Here is a 21,717-nt window from a genome sequence, read left to right as displayed (position 1 = left end):
CGAGCCGGGCGGAAACCCACGGATTGCGCCACCCGGCCGAGCGGTGACCGCCCGTGTGGTGGCCACCCGCCGGCATGCCGACGGATCCCGGTCGCCGTCCGCCGGCGATCCCTTATGGGTGATTCCCCGCGCCACGACGCCGACACGCGGGGCGGGCGGGCGCGGACCTGATTAGGTCTCGCCCGGGCCGCCCGGCGTGGGCGGCCCGTCGTCGTCGGGGAAGGGAACGGGCCGAAGAGAAATGGCCGATCGGACATCGGTGCTCATCGTCGGCGCGGGACCCGCCGGACTGGTGCTCGGGAACCTGCTGCGCGCGGCCGGGATCGACACGCTCGTCCTGGAACGCGGCGGCCGCGAGCACGTGGAAGCCCGGGCGCGGGCGGGGTTCCTCGGCGCGAACAGCGCCCGGGTGCTGACCGAGCACGGACTCGGCGCCGGGATGCTGCGGCACGGCCGCACGCACGGCACCTGCGCGTTCCGCGACGAAGCCGGCGAGTTCGAGCTGCGGTACGACCGGCTCGGCCGCGGTGAACCGCACACCGTCTACCCGCAGCAGCTGCTCGTCGCCGACCTCATCGCCGAATACGTCGCCCGCGGCGGCGAACTGCGTTTCGGCGTGACGGTCACGGACGTCGACGCCGAGACCGCGACCGTGCGCTTCCGCGACGAGCGGGGCAGCACCGGCGAAGTCGCCGCCCGGTTCCTCGCGGGCTGCGACGGCGGCAACGGCGTCACCCGTCGGGCCGTTCCGGCGCCAAACCGCTACGCCCGCGACCACGGGATCTCCTGGCTGGCCGTGCTCGCGGAAGCACCCCAGAGCATGCCGGCGGTCACCTATGCCTTGCACCGCAACGGGTTCGCCGGGCACATGGCGCGGGGACCGGCGGTCACGCGCTACTACCTGCAGGTCCCGCCCGGCGACGACGCCGCGGCCTGGACCGACGAGCGGATCTGGGCCGAGCTGGCCGTCCGGATGCGGACCGGGGAGTTCGGCCCGCTGCGGCAGGGGCCGGTCACCGAGCGCCGGATCGTGCGGCTGCGGTCGGACGTCGTCGACCCCGTGCGGCACGGCCGGCTCTTCCTCGTCGGCGACGCCGCCAGCCTGATCAGCCCGTCGGCCGCCAAGGGCGCCAACCTGGCGATCATGGCCGCCGAGGTACTGGCGGCCGCGCTCACCGACGCCCTGCTGCGCGACGACGAGCGCGGCCTGGCCGCCTACTCGCGCACCTGCCTGCCCCGCATCTGGCGGGCGCAGGAGTTCTCCCACTGGATGATCGGCCTGCTGCACGACGCGGCCGACGGCCCGGAGGCGCGGTTCGGGTCCGCGCTGCGTCGCGCCCGGCTCGACAACCTGCGCGAATCCCGCGCCCACCAAGATTTCTTCGCCGAGAACTACGTCGGCATCTGAGCAACTGGAGTGCCCATGACCGCGACGATCGCCCCCGCGCTCGCGCCGGAGGACCTCGACCGCCTCACGGCGGCCAATGACCTCGTCCGTACCGTCGACACCGACGCGGTGCTCGCGGCGGCCCTGCCGTCGCTGCCCGCCGCCGAACGCGCCGCCCTCGCGGCGCACGCGCCGTTCTCCCACGTGGCGCTGCTGATCTTCCCGGGCACCCTCGAGGGGCTCGGTGAGGAACTGGCCCGCCACGGCCTCGAAACCGGGCCGATGCGGCCCAGCGTCGTCGTGCGGGAGCGGCTGAGCCGCCGCTACGGCGTGCCCGCCGCCGACCTGACGGTCGGCATCCTGCGCGCCCCGGTGACCGACCGCGCCGGCCGGTCGTGCTCGCTGGAGATCTTCGTCCTGCTGACCCCGCCGGAGCTGGCCCACGTCGCCGCCGACGAACGCCGGCGCGGCCACGAAAGCCACTTCGCGCTCGCGGTACCCCGGGCCGACCCGGTCGTCCTGAGCGGACTGCGCGCGGCGATCGCCGGGCAGCTGCGCCCGGACGGGGGCGGGTACAACGGCCACGAAGACGCCACCGTCCTCTACTTCCGCGACGCCGACCACCCCGCGCCCGCCTACCGGCGGCTGGAACTGCTGTGCACCGGCGAGTTCCCGGGGGTGCTCGCCGCGCACCGGCGCGAGTCCGAGCCCGGCACGGAACTGCTCGGGCTGCTGACCGGCGCCTGGGCCACGCGGGCCGTGGCCACGGCCGTCGAGCTGCGCCTGCCGGACCACCTGGCCGCGACCGCCGACCTCGCGGATCTCGCCGCGGCGACCGGCGCCGACCGGGAGAGCCTGGGCCGGCTCCTGCGCTACCTGGGCACCCTCGGCGTCGTCCGCGCGACACCCGCGGGGTACGCGCTCACCGACCTGGGCGCCCTGCTGCGCTCGGACGTCGACGGCTCCATGGCGGCGCTCGCCCTGATGTACGGCGGCCCGTTCTACGAGTCCTTCGCCGCGCTCACCGAAGCCGTCCGCACCGGCGAGGAGTCGTACGCGAAGGTCTTCGGCGCGCACCACTTCGCCCACCTGGCGGCGAACCCCGCGCTGGCGGACCTGTTCCACCGGTCCATGGCGGCCAGCAACGCGATGTTCGCCGAGCTCACCCACGTCGTCGACTTCTCGGGTGCCCGGGTCGTCGTCGACGTCGCCGGCGGCAACGGCGCGTTGCTGTCCCGCGTCCTCGACGCCTGCCCGGCGGTCGACGGCGTCCTCATGGACCGTCCGGAAGCACTGGCCGTCGCGGAGCCGGCGCTGGCGCGGTACGCGACGCGCTGCACCCTGGTCGCCGGCGACTTCACCGAGGCCGTCCCCGGCGCCGGCGACGTCTACCTCCTCTCCCGCGTCCTGCACGACTGGGACGACGCGCGGTGCCACACCATCCTCACCGTCTGCGCCGCGGGCATGCCGGACGACGCGGAGCTGCTGATCGTCGAGCGCCTGCTGCCCGAGGCCGACGGGACCGCCTCGCTGGCGGTGCCGTGGGACATCCACATGCTCTGCAACGTCGGCGGCCGCGAACGCACCGAGTCCCACTACCGCGTGCTGCTGGCCGGCGCGGGTTTCGAGCTGGCCGACGTCCGCCCGCTGGCGCTGGACGCCCACGTACTGCGTGCCCGCAAGGGGGTGCCGCGCCCGGGGAGGCTAGTTTGCCCGGATGAGTCTGAGTCTCCATGACGTGGCCGAGCGCGACGGCTGGCGCTGCTGGGTGTGCGACGAACCGGTCGACCCCGGGATGTCGGTGAACGACCCGCGGGGGCCGAGCGTCGACAGCCGGACCGCCGACCGGAAGGCCAAGGTCGCCGAGCGGCTCGCGCACCGCGGGTGCAACACCCGCAAGGGCGCGGTCAAGGTGGTCATCGCCTGGCCGGACCGGCTGCACGTGGCCGAACCCGCGCCGCTGATCACCGTGGCCGGCCGGCTGGAGCGCAAGGGCGGCCGGGAGATGGTGGCCCGTTCGCCGACGAAGAAGGACGCCCAGGAAGCGGCGGACTGGCTGGTGGACCGGTTTTCCCGGCTCGTGCCGGGACTACCGGTGACGGCCAACGTCGAGCCGGGCGGCGGCCAGTTCCTCGTCATCCTGGCCACCGGCCGCCGGTGATCGCGGTGGCCGGAACACATCCGTCCACCGGGGAGTTGAGCGTGGCATGAGTCAACTCGTGGACCGCACGATCGCCGCCCTCCGCTCCGAGCACGACACGCTCGCCGACCTCGTCCGCACCCTCACCGACGATCAGCTGGCCACCACCAGCGGCGCCTCGGAATGGACTGTCGCGCAGGCGTTGTCGCACCTCGGCAGCGGTGCGGAGATCGGCCGCGCGCCCATCGCGCGGGCCGCCGGCGAGACCGTGGCGGCCGAAGACAACCCGACGATCTGGGCCCGCTGGGACTCGTCCGCGCCGCGGGCGCAGGCCGAGGGCTTCCTGGAGCACAACGGCCGCTGGCTGGAGACGGTCGAGGCGCTCACGCCGGAGCAGCGCTCGTCGCTGACCGTCGACCTCGGCTTCCTGCCGGAGCCGGTGCCGCTGTCGACCGCCGTGGGCATGCGGCTGTCCGAGGTGGCCAACCACTCGTGGGACGTGCGCGTGGCCTTCGACCCCGAAGCCGGGGTGGACGCCGGCTCGGCCGACGTGCTCCTCGAGCTGCTGTCCGGGCCGGTGGGGTTCATGCTGAGCTTCCTCGCGAAGCCGGCCGAGCTCGCGAACCCGGTGTCCCTCGCGGTCCCCGGCGGCGGCTTGGTGATCGACGACGGGGTCACCGTGGTGGACCACCTCGAAGGGCCGTCCGCGACGTTCGACGGGCCGGCGGAAGCGTTCGTCCGGCTGGTCAGCGGCCGGCTCAAGGCGCCGTACGACAAGGGTGTCACCGTCGAGGGCAACGTCACGCTCGACGAGCTGCGCCGCGTGTTCCCCGGCTTCTGACCGGCCGCCCCGTGCGGTGCCGGTAGAGGAGCCACACGAAGTACGGCGCCCCGATGATCGCGGTCATCAACCCGGCCGGCAGCTGGCCGGGGGCGATGACCGCGCGTCCGGCGGTGTCGGCGGCGCAGACCAGGATCGCGCCGAGCAGGGCCGCGGTGGGCAGCAGGCGGGCGTGCCTGCTGCCCACGACCGCGCGGGCCGCGTGCGGGGCGACCAGCCCGACGAACGTGAGCACGCCGATGCCCGCGACCGCCGCACCGGTCAGCAGCACGGCGCACGAGAGCAGCAGCAAGCGTGACCGCGCCACGGGGACCCCCAGTACCCGTGGCGTTTCGTCGTCCAGGGACAGCAGATCGAGCTCGTTCCGCATGCGGACCAGCACCGGGGCGACCAGCAGCAGCACGAGCGCCATCGGCACGAGGTGGGTGAAGGTCCGGCCGTAGGTCGAGCCGCCCAGCCAGGTCAGCGCCTTGGTCTCGTTCCACGGGTCGGACAGGGTGATCAGCAGCGTCACCAGCGCCTGCGACGCCGCGTGCACGCCCAAGCCGATCAGCACCAGGCGTTCGCTGGTGAAGCCGCCGCGGGCCGCCACGGCGAAGACCAGCGCCATCGCCAGCGCGGCACCGGTGCCCGCGGACCCGGCCAGGGTCCAGAACCCGACCCCGGAGACCAGGGTGATCACGGCGACCGCGCCGAGGCCCGCTCCGCCGACGACCCCGATCATCCCCGGCTCGGCCAGCGGGTTGCGCGCGACCGCCTGGGTGAGCGCGCCGCCCAGCGCCAGCGCCGCGCCCGCCAGCAGCGCGGCCACCACGCGGGGCACGCGGGTGTCCAGCACGCCGGTGACGATCGGGCCGGCCTGGCCGGTCACCCAGTTGACGACATCGCCCAGTAGCAGTTTCGCGTCCCCGAGCAGGACCGCGCCGACGGCGACGCCGACCGTCGCGAGCGCCAGCACGGCCAGGATCACGCGGTACCGGACCGCGCTCAGCCCGCCTCGCGCGCCGGCCGCGGGCGGTTCGGCGGTCGCGGCGGTGATCCGGGCGGTGCGGGCCAGCACCACGAGGAAGAGCGCGCCGAGGATCGTCGTGACGACTCCCGTCGGCACCTCCAGGGCCCGTTGCGGGCTGATGATCGTGCGGAGCAGGACGTCGGCGCCCAGCAGGAGCGCCGCGCCCAGCGCGGCGGAGAACGGGAGCAGCGCGGCGTGCCGGTGCAGGCCCGGCACCACGACCGCGAGCAGCCGGGCCAGTGCCGGCGCGGCCAGGCCGACGAACCCGATGGGGCCGGCCAGGGTCACCGCCGCCGCGGCGAGCAGCACGGCCAGCGCGATCGAGGCGAAGCGGACGCGTCCGACGTGGACCCCCAGCGCCCGCGCGTGGTCGTCGCCGACGTGGACCAGGTCGAGCCGCCGGGCCATCCCGAGCAGCGCGGTCACCGCCAGGCCGACGAGCGGGCCGAGCGTGCGGATGCCCCCGAGCCCGTTCTGCTCCAGCGATCCCTCGCCCCAGGCGAACAGGCCGCGGGTTTCCTGGGCGTACAACAGGAGCAGGACCTGGGTCACCGAGATCAGGGCCAGTGCGATCGCGGTGCCGGCCAGCACCAGCCGCACGATCCCGGTGCCGCCGGTGCCGGACAGCGCGAGCACGAACACGGCCGCGCCCAGCCCGCCGGCGAACGCGACCCCGGTCGCGCCGAGCAGCGGCAGCGAGACGCCGAACGCCGCGACGGCGACGACCGCGAGGTGCGCGCCGGCGTTGACGGCGAGGGTGTCCGGCGACGCCAGGATGTTGCGGGACACCGACTGCAGCACCGCGCCGGCCACGCCGAGGGCGGCGCCGACGACCAGCGCCGCGAGCAGCCGCGGCAACCGCGACTCGACGACCACGGCGGTCGTGTCGCCGGTCGCGCCGCCGAACACCAGCCGCAGCACGTCGAGGGCGTGCACGTTCGCGGTGCCCTGCGTCAGGTGCACCGCCGAACCCAGCAGGAGCAGGGCGGCGAGCCCGATGCCCAGCAGCGCGAGCCGCCCGTGGCGCCGTGCGGTGGCCACGGGCGGCTCGGTCAGGGTGACCACCGCTAGTTCTTCAGCGCGCCGACGGCCGCGTCGACGAACTGCTCCATGGACTTGGGCCCGCCGAACATCCACAGGGCGTCCGGGAAGCGGTGCACCTTGCCGCTCTTGACGAACGGGAGGTTCTTCCAGATCGCGTTGCCGGCCAGCTCCTGCTGGTACGGGTCGCCGTCGGCGTTGTTGGCGATGTACCAGAACCGGACGTCGGGCAGCTGGGTCAGGCCCTCGACGTCGGCCTGCGCGAGCCCGTAGACGGGGTCGCCGTCCATCGGCCACGCGGTCTCGAGGCCGAGCTTGCCGAACACCGCGGAGACCAGCGCGCCCTTGGTGTAGGGCCGGATGCTGACCGAGCCGGAAGTGACGTAGGCGTCGGAGAACGCGACCTTCTGGCCCAGCGCGCCCAGCTTCTCGACCTCGGCCCGGCCGGCGGTGAGCTTCCGCTCGAACCCGGACTTCAGCTGCGCGGCCTCGGCTTCGGTGCCGGTGGCCTTCGCGATGGTGTCCAGGTTGGTGTACATCCCGGCGATCGGGTCCTGGGCGGTGCCGCCCTTGAGGACGATCACCGGCACCTTCGCCTCGATCTGCTCGAGGGCGCCTTCGGTGACGCTGTCGGTGACGACCACGAGGTCCGGGCTCAGCGAGCCGAGCGTGTCGAGGCTCGGCTCGCCGCGGGTGCCGATGTCCTTCGGCGTGCTGTCGAGCTTCTCGGCGCTCACCCACTGGCCGTAGCCCTTGATGTCGGACACGCCGACCGGCGTGACGCCGAGCGAGACGAGGTGCTCGACGCCGTTCCACTCGGTCGCGGCGACGCGCTTGGCCGGGTGGGGCAGCTTCACCTCCTTGCCGCGCGAGTCGACGACCGTGACCGGGCCGGCGTCGCTCGTGGCGGCCGCGTCGCTCGCGGGCTCCTCGGTGGTGCCGCAGGCGGCCACGAAGAACGTGGCGGCCGTGGCCAGGCCGAGGAACAGCCGGGTGATCCGCATGTTTTCTCCTGGGGTTGGGCGATGACGGCGTACCGGTCAGACCGACGCGGTGCGCGCTTCCGAGTCGTTGAAGCGGCCGACCGCACGGGTGTGGATCCGCCCGTCGGCGCGGTCGTGCACGACGTCCACGCGGATGCCGTAGGCCCGGCTGAGGTTCGCCGGGGTCAGCACGTCGGCGGGGGAGCCCTCGGCGGTGACCCGGCCGTCCTCCAGCAGGAGCACCCGGTCGGCGACCGCGGCGGCCTGGTCGAGGTCGTGCAGCACGACGCCGACCCCGACGCCGTGCCGGTCGGCGAGGTCGCGGACGACGTCGAGGATCTCCACCTGGTAGCGCAGGTCGAGGAAGGTCGTGGGTTCGTCGAGCAGCAGCAGCGCGGTGTCCTGGGCCAGGCAGGCGGCGAGCCAGACTCGCTGCGCCTGCCCGCCGGAGAGGGCCTGCACCGGCCGGTCGGCGAGGGCGGCGAGGCCGGTCAGCTCCAGCGCGCGCTCGACGGCGGCGGGGCCTTCGGGGTCGCGGCCGCCCCAGCGGGACCGGTGCGGGTGCCGGCCGAACTCGACCAGCTCCCGGACGCACACGCCGCCCGGCGCGGTCCGCTGCTGCGACAGCAACGTGATCCGCTTGGCGATGTCCTTTCCGGACAGTGCGCGCAGGTCCGCCCCGTCGGCGAAGGTGACGGAGCCGGCGACCGGCGGGTGCAGCCGCGCGAGCGCGCGCAGCAGCGTCGACTTCCCACTGCCGTTCGGGCCGATCAGCGCGGTCACGCTGCCCGCGCGCAGGGAGACGGACGCGGCTCGCACGACGACGTCGCTGCCGTAGGCGACATCGATCTCACGCGCGTGCACACCGGTCTCGGCGCGCTGGGGGACGAAGGACACGGAAGGACAATAAGGGCAGGCTCACCTAACTACAAGATTTGTGGTGGCCGGCACACCGGTGGATCCCGGGGATGCGCTGGTCAGGGGTGGACCGCGTCGGCGAGGGTGGGGTAGACCGCCAGTACTTCGTCCACGGCGGCGACGCTGATGGATCGCAGGGCGGCACCGGTCGCGACCACGCGCACCTGCGTGCCGTCTCCGGCGTCGTGCCGGGCGTCGAGCAGGACGTGCAAGCCGGCCGCGGCCAGGAAGCCCACCTCGGTCAGGTCGATCACCAGCTTGGCCGGCCGCCGCGTCAAGGCGGCCGCGACCGCATCGGCCAGCCGTGCGACGGTGTGCAGGTCCACCGTCCCCTCGGCCGCCACCACCTGCACCCCGCCGAGCCGGCGAACCGACACCGCCAGGTCGTCTCGCGGGTCGGCGGGGAGACCCTCGGGATCGGGACGAGTCACCCGTCCATTTTGCCCGCCCGCGCCGTCGGATGCACCCTGATGCTCCTGTTCAGGCGTGGCGGCCGGAGGTGAGGGTCGCCCAGACGACCTTGCCGCCCGACCAGCGTCGGCTGCTGCCCCAGGCCTGTGCGGTCTGGGCGACGATGCGCAGGCCGAGTCCGGGATCGCGCAGGCCGGTGCGCTCGAGGAGGGTCGCGGGCCGGGGACTGTCGTCGGCGACCGAGATGGTGAGCAGGCCCCGGCGGAGGTCGAGCCGCACCTCGGGCGAGGACGTGGTGTGCTGAAGCGCGTTGGCGACGAGCTCGCCGACGATCAGGGTGCCGTCGTAGACCAGCTCGGGTACGGCCCAGTCCGCCGTGAGCTCCCGGAGGAACGCGCGGGCGAGCTTCGTCGCGCTGTCCGTGCGGGGGAACACCCGTTGGGCCCACCGGCGGATCGGGACCGTCTGCTCCCGTTCGGCTGCTTCGACGTCGGTGTGCACGGCGACGAACCGGTCGATGCCGTAGCGGTGGAAGGCATCCAGGTGGGTCGGCTGCCGGGTGATCAGGGAGAACGGGATGCCGGGCCAGTTGCCGATCCGGCGTGCGATCAGGGGGAACACGGCGGTCGGGGACAGCTCGTCGATGAGCAGCCCGTCGACGTCGGCGATCAGCCCGGGTGGGCCGTCGGCGGCGACCTTCAGCAGGCCGTCGCGCAGGAAGCCATAGCCGGGGAGGTCGAGTTCCCCGGTAACGGTGACCACGGTGCTGGCGAGCCGGGCCGAGAGCTCCAGCGTGACACCTCGGTCACGGCGTCCGGTCACGGTCCCTTGCTGACCGCGCTGGATCGATGTCGGGGGTCCACCACCTCAAGCTACTCCCCGCCGGGTCACGGGGACAGCGGCTGAGTTTCTTCCATGAGCAGCAGGGCGCCCTGGCTTTGGCTGCCGGACGAACGCAATGCGCTGCACAGCAACCTGACGATCGCCGGCCGGCCCCGGCGGTTGATCGCGTTCAGCGTCAGCTCGGTCTGGAAGCCGGCGTCGGCCAGCGCGTCGCGAACGGCCGGCCGGAGCTCGGTCAGGGGCAGCCCGATGTCGAGGTTGAGCAGGTGCGCGCCCTCGGCCTCCTCCCGGCGCAGTCCCCAGAGGTCTTCGGCGCCGCGGTTCCAGGCCTTGATCCGCATTTCGGTGTCGACCACGACGATCCCGGCCTGGATGGAAGTCAGCACGGACTCCAGGAAGTCGTTCAGCTCGTCCAGCTCGACACTGCGGTCGCGGAGGGCGTCGTTGATGGTCTGCAGCTCGTCATTGGTCGACTGCAGCTCCTCGTTCATGGTCTCGAGCTCTTCGTTGGTGGACTGGAGCTCCTCGTTGGTCGTCTCCAGTTCCTCCACTGTGGACTGGAGCTCCTCGTTCGTGGTCTCGAGCTCCTCGTTGGTCGACTGGAGCTCCTCGTAGGCGGATTCGAGCCGGCGGTTGGTGTGCTCCAGTTCGAGCAGCAGCAGCCGCGCCCAGCTGACGTCGTGGAACACCACCGACACGCCGAGCAGGCTCTTGTCGCGGCCCACCAGCGGGTTCACGTGCACCTCGTACCAGACCGTGTCGCCCGCGCGCCGCCACTCGACGTCCTTCACGCGCAGCGACCGTCGTTCCAGCCGGGCTTGCTCGACGTACGGGCGCAGGCCGACCGGCCGGTAGGACACGTCGAGGTCCCACAGCTTGCGCCCGATGTCGCGGTCGTTGAGCCCGAACGAGAGCTCCGCCTGCCGGTTGATCAGGGCGACCACCTCGTCGGCGGTCACCACCAGCTGAGCCACCGGGCTCGCGGAAAAGGCGTGTTCCCGCAGCTCGTCCAGCCCCGACATGTCGATCGACTTCCGTCCGGGCGGGCCGGGGGAGACGAAATGGCTGTAGCCGGCCGGGCTGCCGGCGACCTTGCGGAAGACGCGCCGCTTGAGGTCGAGCGGCTCGAAGATGCGGGTGTGGCTGAGCAGCATCTCGGCTTTGCCCAGGAACATCAGCCCCCGGGGCGCCAGCGCGAAGTGGAACCGCTCGAGGATCTTGGTCTGCGTCTCGGCGTTGAAGTACATCAGCGTGTTGCGGCACACGAGCAGGTCGATCCGCGAGATCGGGGCGTCCTGGACCAGGTCGTTGCGGCCGAAGATCACCGACCGGCGCAGGTCCTTGCGGAAGCTGTACCGGCTGCCCTGCAGTTCGAAGTACCGCTCCAGCTTGTCCTCGGGCAGCCCTTCGACCTCGGTCGGGGTGTAGGCCGCGTGCCGGGCCTGCGCGAGGGCTTCTTCGTCGACGTCGGTGGCGTAGATCTTGACGCGCTGTCGGAACGCTTCGACCCCGATCGCGTCGGCGAACGCGATGGCGAGGCTGTAGGCCTCCTGACCGGCGGCGCAGCCGGCGCTCCACACGCGGATCGGCTCCTCCGGGCTGCGCTCGGCCAGCAGCGCCGGGATGGCCTGGTCGCGCAGGTACTCCCAGGCCTCCGGGTCGCGGAAGAACCCGGTGACGTTGATCAGGATGGTGTTGAACAGGGAGACGAACTCGTCGGCGTTGACCTGGAGCTGGTCGATGTACTCGGCGTAGTTCTCGGCCCCGGCCTGGGCCATCCGGCGCTGGACCCGCCGGCGCAGGCTGCTGCGCTTGTAGCCGGTGAAGTCGAAGCCTCGCGACTCCTTGAGGTAGGCGAGGACCGACTCGAACTCACCGTCGTCTTCCGGCTGGGGCTCCGTCACGCTCCGCACGCTACCCGCCGAGGTCGCGGTGGGATCGGCCGCGCCGGGCGAGCACGGCCCACACGACCTTGCCCCCGCTCCAGGACCGGCTGCACCCCCAGATCCGGGAGGTCTGGGCGACCAGCCGGAGCCCGAGCCCGTGGTCCTTCCGCGCGGGCAGCTCGAGCAGCACGGCGGCCCGGGGATCGTCGTCGGCGACCGCGACGGTGAAGACGCCCCTCCGCAGCTCCAGCCGGAGTCGCGGGTGCGACGTCGTGTGCACGATCGCGTTCTCGACCAGCTCGGTCGCGATCACGAGCGCGTCCTCGGTGTGTTCCGGCACGCCCCACTGCGCGCAGACCCGTTCGACGAACGCCCGGCCCATGGCGGACGCGCGCGGCGACGCGGCCAGCAGCTGGATCGCCCGCCGCCGGGGCGGCCGGTCGCGCGCCTGTTCCGCCGCGGCGACGTCGGCGTGGACCGCCACGAACCGGTCCACCGTCCGCGCCGCCAGCCGGGCGAGGTGGTCCGGGCGGTCGGTCACCACCGCGAACGGGATCCCCGGCCACACGCCCATTCGCATCGCGATCACCGAGAACACCGTCAGCAGGGTGTCGTCGTCGACCTCGAGGCCCTGGATGTCGGCGATGACGCTCTCCGGCGCTTCCGCGGCCACCTTGAGCACGCCGTCGCGCAGTTCGGGGTAGGCGGCCAGCGTCAAGGTGCCGGTCAAGGTCGCCACGGTCGACTCCGCCCGGTACCTCGGTACCAGCAGCAGGCCGTCTTCGGGTATCACGGGTTCGCCTCGGTCTCCGGGGAGAGGGACACGAGGAACCGGCGCAGCGTTTCCGCGGCGGTCGCGCATTCCTCGGCGGTGCTGCCGTAGCGGCCGGTGAGGCCGGAGTGCCCGCGGCCGGCCGCGTCCTGTTGCATGCGCTGGGCGAGGGCAGCTTTTTCGTCCAGTGAGCGCAACGCCGTCCACAGCGCTCGTTCCAGTTCGATGTCGCGCGCGGTCAGCAGGGCCTCAGCCGACCAGGCGTGGCCGATCCGGCAGCGGTACTGGCCGGGCTGCCGCCCGATCTCGAGCAGGGAGCCCTGGCAGTCCGGGCAGCTGTACCCGGACGCGCCGGTGGGCTCCTCGGCGACCGCGCCCCGCCGGACGCCGTCCCGCGCGATCCGGTCCTCCAGCAGCAGAACCGGTGTGGGCGGGTCGACCGGCCGGGCGCTCGCCGCCGTGCGGACCACCCGGTCGAGCACCTTGCCGAGCACGTCGGCGGGGTAGACGTGGTCCGTGCTCACGTGGGCGAGGGCGCTTTCCGGCATCCCCGGGTAAAGGGCGTCCGCCGGGTCCTGCACCATCGCGAGGCCACCGCGTTCCACGACCGCGGCCAGACCGGCGGCACCGTCGTGGAGAGCCCCCGAAAGGATGACGCCGATCGCCCGTGGTCCGGCCGCGACCGCCGCGGACCGGAAGGTGGCGTTGATCGCGGGACGGTGCCCGTTCTCGGTCGGGCCGTGGCTGAGCATGAGCGCGCCGTCGTCGATGAGCAGGTGGTGATCGGGCGGTGCCACGTGGATCACGCCCTTGGCGAGCGGCGCGGCGTGGGTCGCCGGGACCGCCCGCAACGGCCCGGCGCGCGACAGGATCTGCGGCAGCGCCGTCGGTGCGCCGCGAGCGAGGTGCATGACCACCAGGACAGCGGCGGGGAAGTCGGCGGACAGCGACCGCACGGTCTGGCGCAGCGCCTCGACACCACCCGCGGATGCGCCGATCACCACGACATCGCGTTCGAAGGCCATGGCGGTCACCTCCTCACCCCCGTCACGGTAGTCGCATCCGCGCCTGCAGGTAACACCGCCGACACGAAGCGAAACACGGGGACCCGCCGCCGGCCCGGCCCGCACCGGAATCTCCCGCCACGAGCCCGGCGTTCTCGGGCCGATGTTCCCCCGCGAGGAAGCCGGTGCCGGTGCCGAACTCGCCTCCGATGCCGTAGCCGCGGCGTATGCTCGAGGGCGATCGGCCGGCGGCCTCCGCGGCTTCGTCGATGACCTGGTTGGCGGCCGGGCGGGCCTCCGGCGGGAAGAACGGCGAGCCCGGGATCCAGCCGTCGGCGAGGGCGCCGGTCAGGCGCAGCAGCCGCGGCCGGTAGGCGCCGAACCAGATGCCCATCTCGTGCGGCGGTGCCGGTCCCGGCTTGGCGCCGGCCAGCCGGTAGTGCTCGCCGGCGAAGTCCACGTCCTCTTCGGACGTCCACAGTGCACGGATGAGGCGGACGGCCTCGGCCGGCGCCTCGATCGACTCGCCGGCCGTGCGCCGCGGACCGTCTTCCGCGACGATCGACTCCCACTTCCCGGGTGCGCGAAACGTGGGTTCGGTAGCGCCCGGTCCGGTGCAGCCTGAGGCTGTTCCGCGGACGAGCCGCCGGAGCTCCTCGAGAAGCCGGAGTACCGCCATGCCCCCTGTGCCGGACATCGCCGCGCCGTCCCACCGCGGCCCGGTCGCGCTCGCCCGCGGGTTCCTGACCGGCGGCGTCGTCGGGGCGACGCCGAGCGCCTTCGTCGTCGGCATCATCGTCGAGCGGGTGCCCCTGATCCTGGCCGCGCTGGGACTTCCGCTCGTGTACGGCGTGCTGCGCTTCGTCGCCGGCATCCCGCGGCGGGCCCGCGAGGCCGCGATCGTGCCCAGGGTGGCGCTCGCGAAGGTCGAGAGCATGCGCGCCGGCGGCACCGAAACGGGCGACGTCCCGGTCGACTTCGTCCTCACGGTCGCCCCGGACGGCGCGCCGTCGTTCCGGGTCGAGGTGACCCACTCCGTCAACTTGGTCGACCTCCCCGGGTGGCGCCGGGGCGACCTCCTCGTCGTCGAATACCCGCCGGACCGGCCGTGGCGGGCCCGGATCGTGACGCGCCCGGCGCCGGAGTGGGAACGACGGCTGGCGACCGCCGCCGTCGCGTCCGCGCCCGAGTCCGCCGTGGTGAACGCGCCGCCGGAGGGCTGTGCGTTCGGCGCGGTCACCTTGGTGGGGTTGCTGCTCGCCGCGGCCGCAATCCCGTTCCTGTTCCGGGCCGAGCTGTTCGGCCCGGAGACCGCCGAGCGGCCGGCCGAGTCGTCGTCCACGTCGGTCACGTCCTCCTCGGACTCCGCCACGGTCACCGTGGGACCGGACCGGACCCTGCTGGACGCGGGGGAGCTGCGCCGGGTCGTCGACGCCCTGGCGCGCACCACGGACGTCTCGCCGGTGCTCACCGCGGTCGTCGAGGAACGGCGGCTGTCGGTGGTGTTCGCGCCGACCGCCGCGGACGTCCCGCGGTTCGACCTGCGCACGCTGCCCTTCGACCGCATCCCGGACCTGGTCGGGGAGGCCACGCGCACCCTGGACGTCGGCACGCCGCAGACCTGGCAGGTCGTCGCCGACCCCTTCGCCGTCCGCGTCACCGTGACCGGCCCCCGCGGAAGCTCCTCCCTGCCGCTGGGTTAGGCGAGGCTGGCGGCTGCGATCGCCCCGCCGGATGGAGCGATCCGCCACCGGCGCGGTCCCGGCCCGGCCGGGCCTGGTCCGATCGGCTGACGCGGGTACTCGGGCGCCGCGCCACGAACACCTGGAGACACAGGTGCTTCGTGGTCACCGAGGGTCCGGGGGGACGACGTGCCACAGTTGCGGATCCACTTCACCGATGCCGATCTCGCGCGGACGCGGCTGAAACCGGAGATCGATCTCCTGTGGGAGGTCGTCGGCAGCGCCCAGGTCCTGCAGCACGGCGACGGCGGTTTGCCGCTGAACCACTGGCGCTGCCGCGTGCGTCGCCGCATGCACGAGGCGCGGGCGGTCCGGCTCGCCGTGCACACGGTGACGACGGTCGCGCCGCACGCGGCCTACTTCCCGGATTTCCTCACGCCCACCGAAGAAGTACGCGGCATCGGCGAAGGCGTCGAGGCGGTGCTGTCGGCTTCGCCGCGGCGGAGGCGCGAGGAGCTCGCGCGGGTCCGGCCGGCCACGGCGCCCGCCGCGAGGTGGCTGGAGGAGCTCGCCCGCGGGAAGACGCCCGCGGTGCGGCACCTGCGCCGGGCGTTGCACGTCTACTTCGAGGCCCTGCTCGCACCGGACCTCCCCGTGCTCGGCGACGGGGTGCGCATCGCGTGCGCCGGTGGCATCCAGCGGTACCTGCGCAACGGTCCCGAAGGCCTGCTGCGCTGGCTCGGCCCGGCCGTGCGCTGGCGGCCGCCGGTGCTCGCCGTCGACTACCCGGTCGATCGCGACCTGCGGCTCGAAGGCCGCGGCCTGCTGCTCGTCCCCAGCTACTTCGGCGTGTACCACCCGGTGGCGCTGGCCGACCCGCGGCTGCGTCCGATCCTGGTGTTCCCGATCGAAGCCGGAGCCCGCCTGCTCGCCGGCGACCACGGTGCCGGCGACCGCGTGAGCGCGTTGCTGGGTCCCACCCGCGCCACGATCCTGCGCTCGGCCGTCACCGGCGGCACCACCACCCGCCTGGCGCGGCAGGCGGGCGTCGCCCCGGCGACGGTCAGCCACCACACGAGCGTCCTGCGCGACGCGGGCCTCATCACGACCGACCGGCACGAGAACCTCGCGACCCACCGCATCACCTCGCTCGGGCTGGCGGTGCTCGCCTCCGGGGACGCCTAGCTGTTCTGTCCGGGGAGTCTTTCGAGCGAGGTCGAAGGAGGCCGTTCGCCGGGGGGCCCGGTGCCAGAGTCTTTCCCGGATCTCCTGGTCCGGAAAGACGATCCGAGTGGAGGGTGAGATGAGGTTGCTGAAGTGGGGGGCTGTCGGCGCGGCGGCGATCGGCGCGTCGGGGCTGCTGGTGCTGGGCGCTCCGGTGGCGGGGGCCGCGAACGCGGGGGACGTCGCGACGCCGTCGCTGAACGGGCGCCCGGCGGCGCTTCCCTGTGAGAACTGGACGCTCAAGAGCACCGAAGGTCACGCGTCGGGGACGTGGTGCACCAACTACACGACCGTGAGCGGGACGGTGACCGACGACAAGGCCGACGGCCGGTGCCCGTACGTCCGCTCGCACTGGAGCAACGGCGGGGTCAGCGACAGCGCCGCGATCGGCCCGAAGGGCGCTTCCCGGTCGTTCACGCTGTACGCGCCGTCGGGGACTACGTCGTCGTCGGTCAGCATCCACTACGTCTTCTGCTGAGCGCGTCGGTCGTTCGAGGGGCCGCGCGGCCGGTGCCGCGCGGCCCTCTTGACTTCAAGTGCTTGAAGTTCTGCATGCTGTTCCCATGGCGGCGGGAGTTGCGGGCGAGCAGGTGTGGCTGACGATCCTCGAGGCGTCGCGGCGCAGCGGGCTGAGTGAGCCGACGTTGCGCTACTACGAGCAGATCGGGCTGGTCGGCCCGGTGCCGCGCGACCCGAGCAGCGGGCACCGCCGGTACGACGCCGCGACCATGGACGTCGTCGACTCGCTCGGGTGCCTGCGCTCGGCCGGGCTGCGGGTCGAGGACCTGCGGCGCTACCTCGACCTGCTGGCCCGCGGGGACGCGGCCGCGGCCGAGCAGCGCGAGCTGTTCGACCACCACGCCGACCGGCTGGAAGCCGAGATCGAGCGGTTGCGGCTGCGGCTGGACTACCTGCGCCTGAAGGCACGGCTCTGGGACGCCCGCGACCGGGGCGACACCGCCGCGGCGCAGCGGCTCGTCCCGCGGCTCCTGGCGCTGATCGACCGATTCTGACACTCCACAAAGGACTCGAATGACGAACGACACCCTCGTCCTGGTCACCGGCGGGACCGGGCACCTCGGCGGCCACACCATCGCGCGGTTGCTGGCGGGCGGCCACCGCGTCCGCACGACCGTGCGCGACCTGGGCCGGGCGGCCGAGGTCCGGGCCATCGCCGGTGCGCCGGACCTGGAGGTGGTGGCCGCGGACCTCGGCGCCGACGCCGGCTGGGCCGAGGCGGCCGAGGGCGTGGACTTCGTGCTCCACGTCGCGTCCCCGTTCCCACCCGCGTCGCCCGTCTCGTCCGTCTCGCCCGAGGAGGTGATCCGCCCGGCCCGTGACGGCGCCGTCCGGGTCCTGGCGGCGGCCCGGGAAGCCGGCGTCCGGCGGGTGGTGCTGACGTCGTCGTTCGCCGCGGTCGGCTACAGCGCGACGCCGCGCGAGGAGTACACCGAGGCCGACTGGACCGATCCCGCCGACCCCAACAGCGCGTACATCCGGTCGAAGGTCATCGCCGAACGGGCCGCGTGGGAGCAGGTGCGGGCAGCGGGCGGCCCGGAGCTGACGGTGATCAACCCGGCGGGGATCTTCGGCCCGGTCCTCGGCGGGCGGCTGTCGTCGTCGGTCGCGCTGGTGCGGGCGATGCTCGACGGGGCGATGCCGGTGGTGCCACCGCTGTCGTTCGGAGTGGCCGACGTCCGGGACGTCGCGGACCTGCACGTCCGGGCGATGACCCACCCACGGGCAGCGGGAGAGCGCTTCCTGGCGGCGGCGGGGAGGTCGATCAGCTTCCTGGAACTGGCTCGCATCCTGGCGGCGACCGTCGGGGGCGACGGCCTCCCGACGGCCGAGCTGACGGCGGAGCAGGTGCGCACCGCAGCCGAGACCGACCCGGCGATGCGCGAGGCGGCCGGCCGTCTTGGGCGGGTGCCGGTCATCCGCACGGATAAGGCGAGGGACGTGCTGGGCTGGCGGACCCGCCCGATCGAGGAGACGGTGGCCGACACCGCTCGCAGCCTGCTGGCCGCCCGGGTCGGTTAGGGCCGCGCGTGCGGTCCGCCACGCGTGAGCTGGCACGGCCCGCAGCCTGCTGGCCGCTCGGGTCGGTTAGGGCCGCGCGTGCGGTCCGCCACGCGTGAGCTGGCACGGCCCGCAGTCTCCTGGCCGCTCGGGTCGGTTAGGGCCGCGCGTGCGGTCCGCCACGCGTGAGCCGGCACGGCCCGCAGCCTGCTGGCCGCCCGGATTGACTAGTGCCGCGGCGTTGGGGCTGCGTGCGGCTCGCCGCGCATGGGCCGGCATCGCCCGCCGCCGGGATCGGTCGGCCCGGCGCCGTTGGGGCTGGGTGCGGCTCGCCGCGCATTCCCGACACCGGCCGCAGCCGGGATCGGTCGGCCCCGCGCAGGCAGGGCTGTGTGCGGCTCTCCACGCATCCCCGACACCGCCTGGCCGCCTGGATCGGCCGGCGCCGCGCGGCCGGTCTGCGTGCGGCCCGGCACGCATGAGCCGGCGTCCGAACCCGCCGTCGGCCCACGGCCGCGATGCCACCCAATCGGCCAGTCGCAGCCCACAGTCCACTTCGGACGGTCAGGCCAGGCCGGCCGCCTTGCGCAGCAGCACCGAGCGTTCCCTCTCGTTCGTGCACAGCCGGGCCGCCAGCTCCAGCTCGGCGCGCGCCTCCGGATGCCGGCCGAGGCGGGTCAGCAGCTCGCCTCGCACCGTCGGGACCAGGTGGGAACCGGGCAGCCGGTCCGCCGCGACCAGCTCGTCCACCATGGCCAAGGCCGGCGCCGGCCCCGAGGCCATCGCCACCGCGACGGCCCGGTTGAGCTCGACCACCGGCGACGGCGCGACCCGGCCCAGCGCTTCGTACAGCAGCACGATCCGGTCCCAGTCCGTCTCCTCGACCGAGGCCGCCGCCGCGTGGGTGGCCGCGATCGCCGCCTGCAGGCCGTAGGGGCCGAGACCGCGCGCCGATGCCTTGGCCAGTGCCGCCAGCCCGCGGCGGATCGCCGAGACGTCCCGGCGGCGGCGGTCCTGGTCCTCGAGCAGGACCGGCTCGCCGTCCGGGCCGGTGCGGGCCGGGAACCGCGCCGCCGTCAGCTCGCACAGCGCGAGCAGGCCGTGCACCTCCGGCTCGGCCGGCAGCAGCGCGGCCAGTGTGCGGGCCAGCCGGATCGCCTCGTACGCGACGTCGGGGCGCAGCAGCCGCTCGCCCGACGTCGCCGTCGACCCCTCCGTGAAGATCACGTAGATAACGCTGAGCACCCCGCCCAGCCGCTGCCGGCGCTCGCCGGCCGCCGGCAGCTCGAAGGGCACCCCGGCCGCCGCGATCGTCTTCTTGCCCCGGGTGATGCGGGCCTGCACGGTCGGCACCGGCACCAGGAACGCGCGGGCGATCTCCTCGCTGGACAGCCCGCCGACCACGCGCAGGGTCAGCGCCACCCGGGCCTCAGGGGAGAGCACCGGGTGGCAGCTGACGAACATCAGCGCCAGGACGTCGTCCTCGATCCGGTCGGGATCGACGTCCCCCTCGGTCTCCGGGGCGGCCGCCAGCAGGGCGTAGCGGTCCTGGAGCGCGGTCCGGCGGCGGATCGCGTCGATGGCCCGCCGCCGGGCCGTGGCCCGCAGCCAGCCGGCCGGGTTGGCCGGCGGGTCGAGCGGCCACGACACCAGCGCCTCGGCCACCGCCTCCTGGGCCGCGTCCTCGGCCAGCCCGAAGTCGCCGGTGAACCGGGTCAGCGCGGCGATGATCCGCGCCGACTCGATCCGCCAGACGGCCTCGACCTCGGCCGTGTCCATCAGTTCCCGGCCTCGGGGACCTCGTCGTCCCCGGCCACCCGGCGGACCTCGATCTTGGACCCGCGGGCCGCCGGCATCCGCCTGGCCCACTCGACCGCTTCCTCCTTCGAGGCGACGTCGAGCAGGAAGTAGCCCCCGAACAGCTCCTTGGTCTCCCCGTACGGCCCGTCGGTGACCACCGGGACCTCGGCGCCGAAGTCGACGACGACGCCGCGCTTCGGGTCGTCCAGCCCTTCGGCGGCGAGGAGGACGCCCGCCTTGAGCATGTCTTCGATGTACTCGCGGGTGGCGGCCATCGACGCGTCGATGTCGGCCATCATGGCCGCGTTCGACTCGTCGGTGCCCCGCATGATCAGCATGTACTTCGCCATCGTCGTCTCCTCGTCCGGCGGGGCCGCCTCTCGGCCTTCGCCCCCTTATGTCGAACGGGCGACGCGCGGATCAACACGACCCCGGAAGTATTTTCACCCGAGCTCGTCGAGCAGCCGGCGCGCCGCCACCGTCGCCCCGTCGGTGCGCATCTCGCGGCCCAGCGCCGCGGCCCGCGCCCGGGTCTCGGGGGCCAGCGCCGTGTCGAACGCGGTGGTCAGGGACTCGAGGGTCGCCGTCGGGCCGTCGAGGGCCGCGCCGGCCCCGCGGGCGGCCACCTGCCCGGCCCAGTACGGGTTGTCCGCCAGCGGGATGGGGACCACGACCTGCGGGACACCCGCCCGGGCGGCCGTCTGCGTCGTGCCCGCGCCGCCGTGGTGGACCACCGCGGCCAGCTCGCCGAACAGGCGCTGGTGGTTGACGTCGCCGATGGCGAAGCAGTCCGCCACGTCGAGGTCCGCCCAGCCACGGGAGACGAGGACCCGGTACCCGCGGGCCCGGGCCACCTCGACGGCCCAACGGGCGATGTCCGGCGACGGGCTGATGCTGCCGAACCCCACGTAGACCGGCGGTGCGCCGGCGTCCAGGAACTCCACCAGCTCGGGCGGCAGCGGACGCTCGTCCGCCAGGCTCCACGCGCCGGTCTGGACCACTTCCCGGCCCGGCGCCTCGGGCCACGGTCCCAGGACCGGGTCGGCCGCCAGCCACGGCCGGTCCGAGTAGACGTGGTCGCGGACGTTGTCCACCGGAGGCAGGCCGAGCGCGGCCCGGTGGCCGTTGAGCGGCGCGCGGAACTGCGCGTTCACCCGCTGGGCGTCCTCGTCCCACCGCGTCGCGTTGGCCCCCTCCGGCTCCGGCCAGCCCGGCCGCGGTGGCGGCGCGTGGTGCGGGGACGGCAGGTTGACCGCCGCGTAGGTCGCGTAGACGTACCGGATGCCCGCGGCTTCGGCCACCGACCGCGCGGCGACTTGGGCCAGACCGGCGGCCACCAGCGCGTCGCAGCCGTCGGCCGCGGCGGGGAAGACGTCGAACTGCGTGTTGACCAGTTCGGTCCGGTAGCGGGACAGCTCCGCCGCCGACGGGGGAGCTGTCGCGCGCATCAACGCCCGGACCGGCGGGCCGACCGGCACCAACTCGATGGCGAGGCCGCCGAGCCGGTTCGCGAACTCTTCGTCCGGCGGGGTGCACATCCGTACCTCCGCACCGAGTTCCCGCAGCCGCACCGCGAGTGCCACCAGCGGTTCGACGTCGCCGCGCGTCCCGTACGTGGACAGCAGCACTCGCATTCGCGCCCCTCTTCGCCGCCGATTCGGTCGTGCCCGCGGGAAGTTTACCGGCCGGCCCGGTGATCGACTCGCTCTCGCGCGAAGCCGCCTTCGGTGACTACTGTGGCGCGTAAGGGCTCC

Annotated in this window: 21 protein-coding genes; 9 read left to right on the top strand and 12 right to left on the bottom strand. The window is 73.8% G+C overall.

Features of this window, described 5'->3' with window-relative positions; translation table 11 throughout:
* Positions 1–241: 241 nt before the first annotated feature.
* From ACZ7PG_RS32845 to ACZ7PG_RS32830, 4 genes are read left to right on the top strand one after another with little or no spacing between them, the layout of a single operon-like run.
* The gene (locus tag ACZ7PG_RS32845) at positions 242–1,408 is read left to right on the top strand and encodes a 4-hydroxybenzoate 3-monooxygenase (RefSeq protein ID WP_470243020.1); all 1,167 of its coding nucleotides are present in this window, start codon (positions 242–244) and stop codon (positions 1,406–1,408) included.
* Between the two features lie 15 nt (positions 1,409–1,423).
* Complete coding sequence (locus tag ACZ7PG_RS32840) at positions 1,424–3,124, top strand: methyltransferase (RefSeq protein ID WP_470243019.1); 1,701 nt, start codon at positions 1,424–1,426, stop codon at positions 3,122–3,124.
* On the top strand, positions 3,105–3,548 hold the full coding sequence (locus ACZ7PG_RS32835; protein ID WP_470243018.1) for a hypothetical protein: 444 nt from the start codon (positions 3,105–3,107) through the stop codon (positions 3,546–3,548). Before ACZ7PG_RS32840 ends, ACZ7PG_RS32835 begins: the two co-directional genes overlap by 20 nt.
* 46 nt (positions 3,549–3,594) lie before the next feature.
* On the top strand, positions 3,595–4,368 hold the full coding sequence (locus ACZ7PG_RS32830) for a maleylpyruvate isomerase family mycothiol-dependent enzyme (protein WP_470243017.1): 774 nt from the start codon (positions 3,595–3,597) through the stop codon (positions 4,366–4,368).
* On the opposite strand, the gene ACZ7PG_RS32825 is transcribed toward ACZ7PG_RS32830, so the two are convergent.
* The 9 genes from ACZ7PG_RS32825 to ACZ7PG_RS32785 all read right to left on the bottom strand — a co-directional run bounded on the left by ACZ7PG_RS32825 (position 4,328) and on the right by ACZ7PG_RS32785 (position 13,917).
* Positions 4,328–6,445, bottom strand: a complete 2,118-nt coding sequence (locus tag ACZ7PG_RS32825) for an iron ABC transporter permease (RefSeq protein ID WP_470243016.1) — start codon at positions 6,443–6,445, stop codon at positions 4,328–4,330. The genes ACZ7PG_RS32830 and ACZ7PG_RS32825 overlap by 41 nt on opposite strands.
* A gap of 2 nt (positions 6,446–6,447) precedes the next feature.
* Positions 6,448–7,425, bottom strand: a complete 978-nt coding sequence (locus ACZ7PG_RS32820; RefSeq protein ID WP_470243015.1) for an ABC transporter substrate-binding protein — start codon at positions 7,423–7,425, stop codon at positions 6,448–6,450.
* A 36-nt stretch (positions 7,426–7,461) separates the two neighbouring features.
* Entirely contained in the window at positions 7,462–8,301 is an 840-nt protein-coding gene (locus ACZ7PG_RS32815; RefSeq protein WP_470243014.1) for an ABC transporter ATP-binding protein, read from the bottom strand.
* Positions 8,302–8,381: 80 nt separating this feature from the next.
* Complete coding sequence (locus ACZ7PG_RS32810; RefSeq protein WP_470243013.1) at positions 8,382–8,753, bottom strand: STAS domain-containing protein; 372 nt, start codon at positions 8,751–8,753, stop codon at positions 8,382–8,384.
* A gap of 49 nt (positions 8,754–8,802) precedes the next feature.
* Positions 8,803–9,555, bottom strand: a complete 753-nt coding sequence (locus tag ACZ7PG_RS32805; protein WP_470243012.1) for an ATP-binding protein — start codon at positions 9,553–9,555, stop codon at positions 8,803–8,805.
* A 65-nt stretch (positions 9,556–9,620) separates the two neighbouring features.
* Positions 9,621–11,480, bottom strand: a complete 1,860-nt coding sequence (locus tag ACZ7PG_RS32800) for a CheR family methyltransferase (protein ID WP_470243011.1) — start codon at positions 11,478–11,480, stop codon at positions 9,621–9,623.
* Positions 11,481–11,490: 10 nt separating this feature from the next.
* On the bottom strand, positions 11,491–12,201 hold the full coding sequence (locus ACZ7PG_RS32795; protein ID WP_470243010.1) for an ATP-binding protein: 711 nt from the start codon (positions 12,199–12,201) through the stop codon (positions 11,491–11,493).
* Between the two features lie 50 nt (positions 12,202–12,251).
* Entirely contained in the window at positions 12,252–13,259 is a 1,008-nt protein-coding gene (locus ACZ7PG_RS32790; RefSeq protein WP_470243009.1) for a chemotaxis protein CheB, read from the bottom strand.
* A gap of 22 nt (positions 13,260–13,281) precedes the next feature.
* Positions 13,282–13,917 carry an LLM class flavin-dependent oxidoreductase gene (locus ACZ7PG_RS32785; RefSeq protein WP_470243008.1) on the bottom strand — a complete coding sequence of 212 codons (636 nt, stop codon included), beginning with the start codon at positions 13,915–13,917 and terminating at the stop codon, positions 13,282–13,284.
* Here ACZ7PG_RS32785 and ACZ7PG_RS32780 point away from each other — a divergent pair.
* From ACZ7PG_RS32780 to ACZ7PG_RS32760, 5 genes are all read left to right on the top strand, one after another.
* Positions 13,916–14,941 carry a hypothetical protein gene (locus tag ACZ7PG_RS32780; RefSeq protein WP_470243007.1) on the top strand — a complete coding sequence of 342 codons (1,026 nt, stop codon included), beginning with the start codon at positions 13,916–13,918 and terminating at the stop codon, positions 14,939–14,941. The genes ACZ7PG_RS32785 and ACZ7PG_RS32780 overlap by 2 nt on opposite strands.
* Positions 14,942–15,109: 168 nt before the next feature.
* Complete coding sequence (locus ACZ7PG_RS32775) at positions 15,110–16,105, top strand: ArsR/SmtB family transcription factor (protein ID WP_470243006.1); 996 nt, start codon at positions 15,110–15,112, stop codon at positions 16,103–16,105.
* Between the two features lie 118 nt (positions 16,106–16,223).
* The gene (locus ACZ7PG_RS32770; RefSeq protein ID WP_470243005.1) at positions 16,224–16,622 is read left to right on the top strand and encodes a hypothetical protein; all 399 of its coding nucleotides are present in this window, start codon (positions 16,224–16,226) and stop codon (positions 16,620–16,622) included.
* A gap of 85 nt (positions 16,623–16,707) precedes the next feature.
* Positions 16,708–17,157, top strand: a complete 450-nt coding sequence (locus ACZ7PG_RS32765; protein WP_470243004.1) for a MerR family transcriptional regulator — start codon at positions 16,708–16,710, stop codon at positions 17,155–17,157.
* Positions 17,158–17,176: 19 nt separating this feature from the next.
* Positions 17,177–18,184, top strand: a complete 1,008-nt coding sequence (locus ACZ7PG_RS32760) for an NAD-dependent epimerase/dehydratase family protein (protein WP_470243003.1) — start codon at positions 17,177–17,179, stop codon at positions 18,182–18,184.
* Positions 18,185–18,727: 543 nt separating this feature from the next.
* Here the strand turns inward: ACZ7PG_RS32760 and ACZ7PG_RS32755 are convergent.
* From ACZ7PG_RS32755 to ACZ7PG_RS32745, 3 genes are all read right to left on the bottom strand, one after another.
* Positions 18,728–19,942, bottom strand: coding sequence for an RNA polymerase sigma factor (locus ACZ7PG_RS32755; RefSeq protein WP_470243002.1), 1,215 nt, complete (start codon positions 19,940–19,942; stop codon positions 18,728–18,730).
* Complete coding sequence (locus ACZ7PG_RS32750) at positions 19,942–20,313, bottom strand: YciI family protein (RefSeq protein ID WP_470243001.1); 372 nt, start codon at positions 20,311–20,313, stop codon at positions 19,942–19,944. The genes ACZ7PG_RS32755 and ACZ7PG_RS32750 overlap by 1 nt, the downstream gene beginning before the upstream one ends.
* A 93-nt stretch (positions 20,314–20,406) precedes the next feature.
* Positions 20,407–21,597 (bottom strand): glycosyltransferase, encoded by a 1,191-nt coding sequence (locus ACZ7PG_RS32745; protein ID WP_470243000.1) that lies wholly within the window; start codon positions 21,595–21,597, stop codon positions 20,407–20,409.
* Positions 21,598–21,717 lie beyond the last annotated feature (120 nt).

The sequence above is a fragment of the Amycolatopsis sp. NPDC114504 genome (assembly GCF_055633595.1).
This window is presented reverse-complemented; position numbering and strand designations above follow the sequence as displayed.

Bases quoted from the DNA above. Each gene is read 5' to 3' on its own strand.
- ACZ7PG_RS32845 (WP_470243020.1), top strand. From the start codon at position 242: ATGGCCGATCGGACATCGGTGCTCATCGTCGGCGCGGGACCCGCCGGA.
- ACZ7PG_RS32840 (WP_470243019.1), top strand. From the start codon at position 1,424: ATGACCGCGACGATCGCCCCCGCGCTCGCGCCGGAGGACCTCGACCGC.
- ACZ7PG_RS32835 (WP_470243018.1), top strand. From the start codon at position 3,105: ATGAGTCTGAGTCTCCATGACGTGGCCGAGCGCGACGGCTGGCGCTGC.
- ACZ7PG_RS32830 (WP_470243017.1), top strand. From the start codon at position 3,595: ATGAGTCAACTCGTGGACCGCACGATCGCCGCCCTCCGCTCCGAGCAC.
- ACZ7PG_RS32820 (WP_470243015.1), bottom strand. From the start codon at position 7,425: ATGCGGATCACCCGGCTGTTCCTCGGCCTGGCCACGGCCGCCACGTTC.
- ACZ7PG_RS32790 (WP_470243009.1), bottom strand. From the start codon at position 13,259: ATGGCCTTCGAACGCGATGTCGTGGTGATCGGCGCATCCGCGGGTGGT.
- ACZ7PG_RS32780 (WP_470243007.1), top strand. From the start codon at position 13,916: ATGCCCCCTGTGCCGGACATCGCCGCGCCGTCCCACCGCGGCCCGGTC.
- ACZ7PG_RS32785 (WP_470243008.1), bottom strand. From the start codon at position 13,917: ATGGCGGTACTCCGGCTTCTCGAGGAGCTCCGGCGGCTCGTCCGCGGA.
- ACZ7PG_RS32770 (WP_470243005.1), top strand. From the start codon at position 16,224: ATGAGGTTGCTGAAGTGGGGGGCTGTCGGCGCGGCGGCGATCGGCGCG.
- ACZ7PG_RS32765 (WP_470243004.1), top strand. From the start codon at position 16,708: ATGGCGGCGGGAGTTGCGGGCGAGCAGGTGTGGCTGACGATCCTCGAG.
- ACZ7PG_RS32760 (WP_470243003.1), top strand. From the start codon at position 17,177: ATGACGAACGACACCCTCGTCCTGGTCACCGGCGGGACCGGGCACCTC.
- ACZ7PG_RS32755 (WP_470243002.1), bottom strand. From the start codon at position 19,942: ATGGACACGGCCGAGGTCGAGGCCGTCTGGCGGATCGAGTCGGCGCGG.
- ACZ7PG_RS32750 (WP_470243001.1), bottom strand. From the start codon at position 20,313: ATGGCGAAGTACATGCTGATCATGCGGGGCACCGACGAGTCGAACGCG.
- ACZ7PG_RS32745 (WP_470243000.1), bottom strand. From the start codon at position 21,597: ATGCGAGTGCTGCTGTCCACGTACGGGACGCGCGGCGACGTCGAACCG.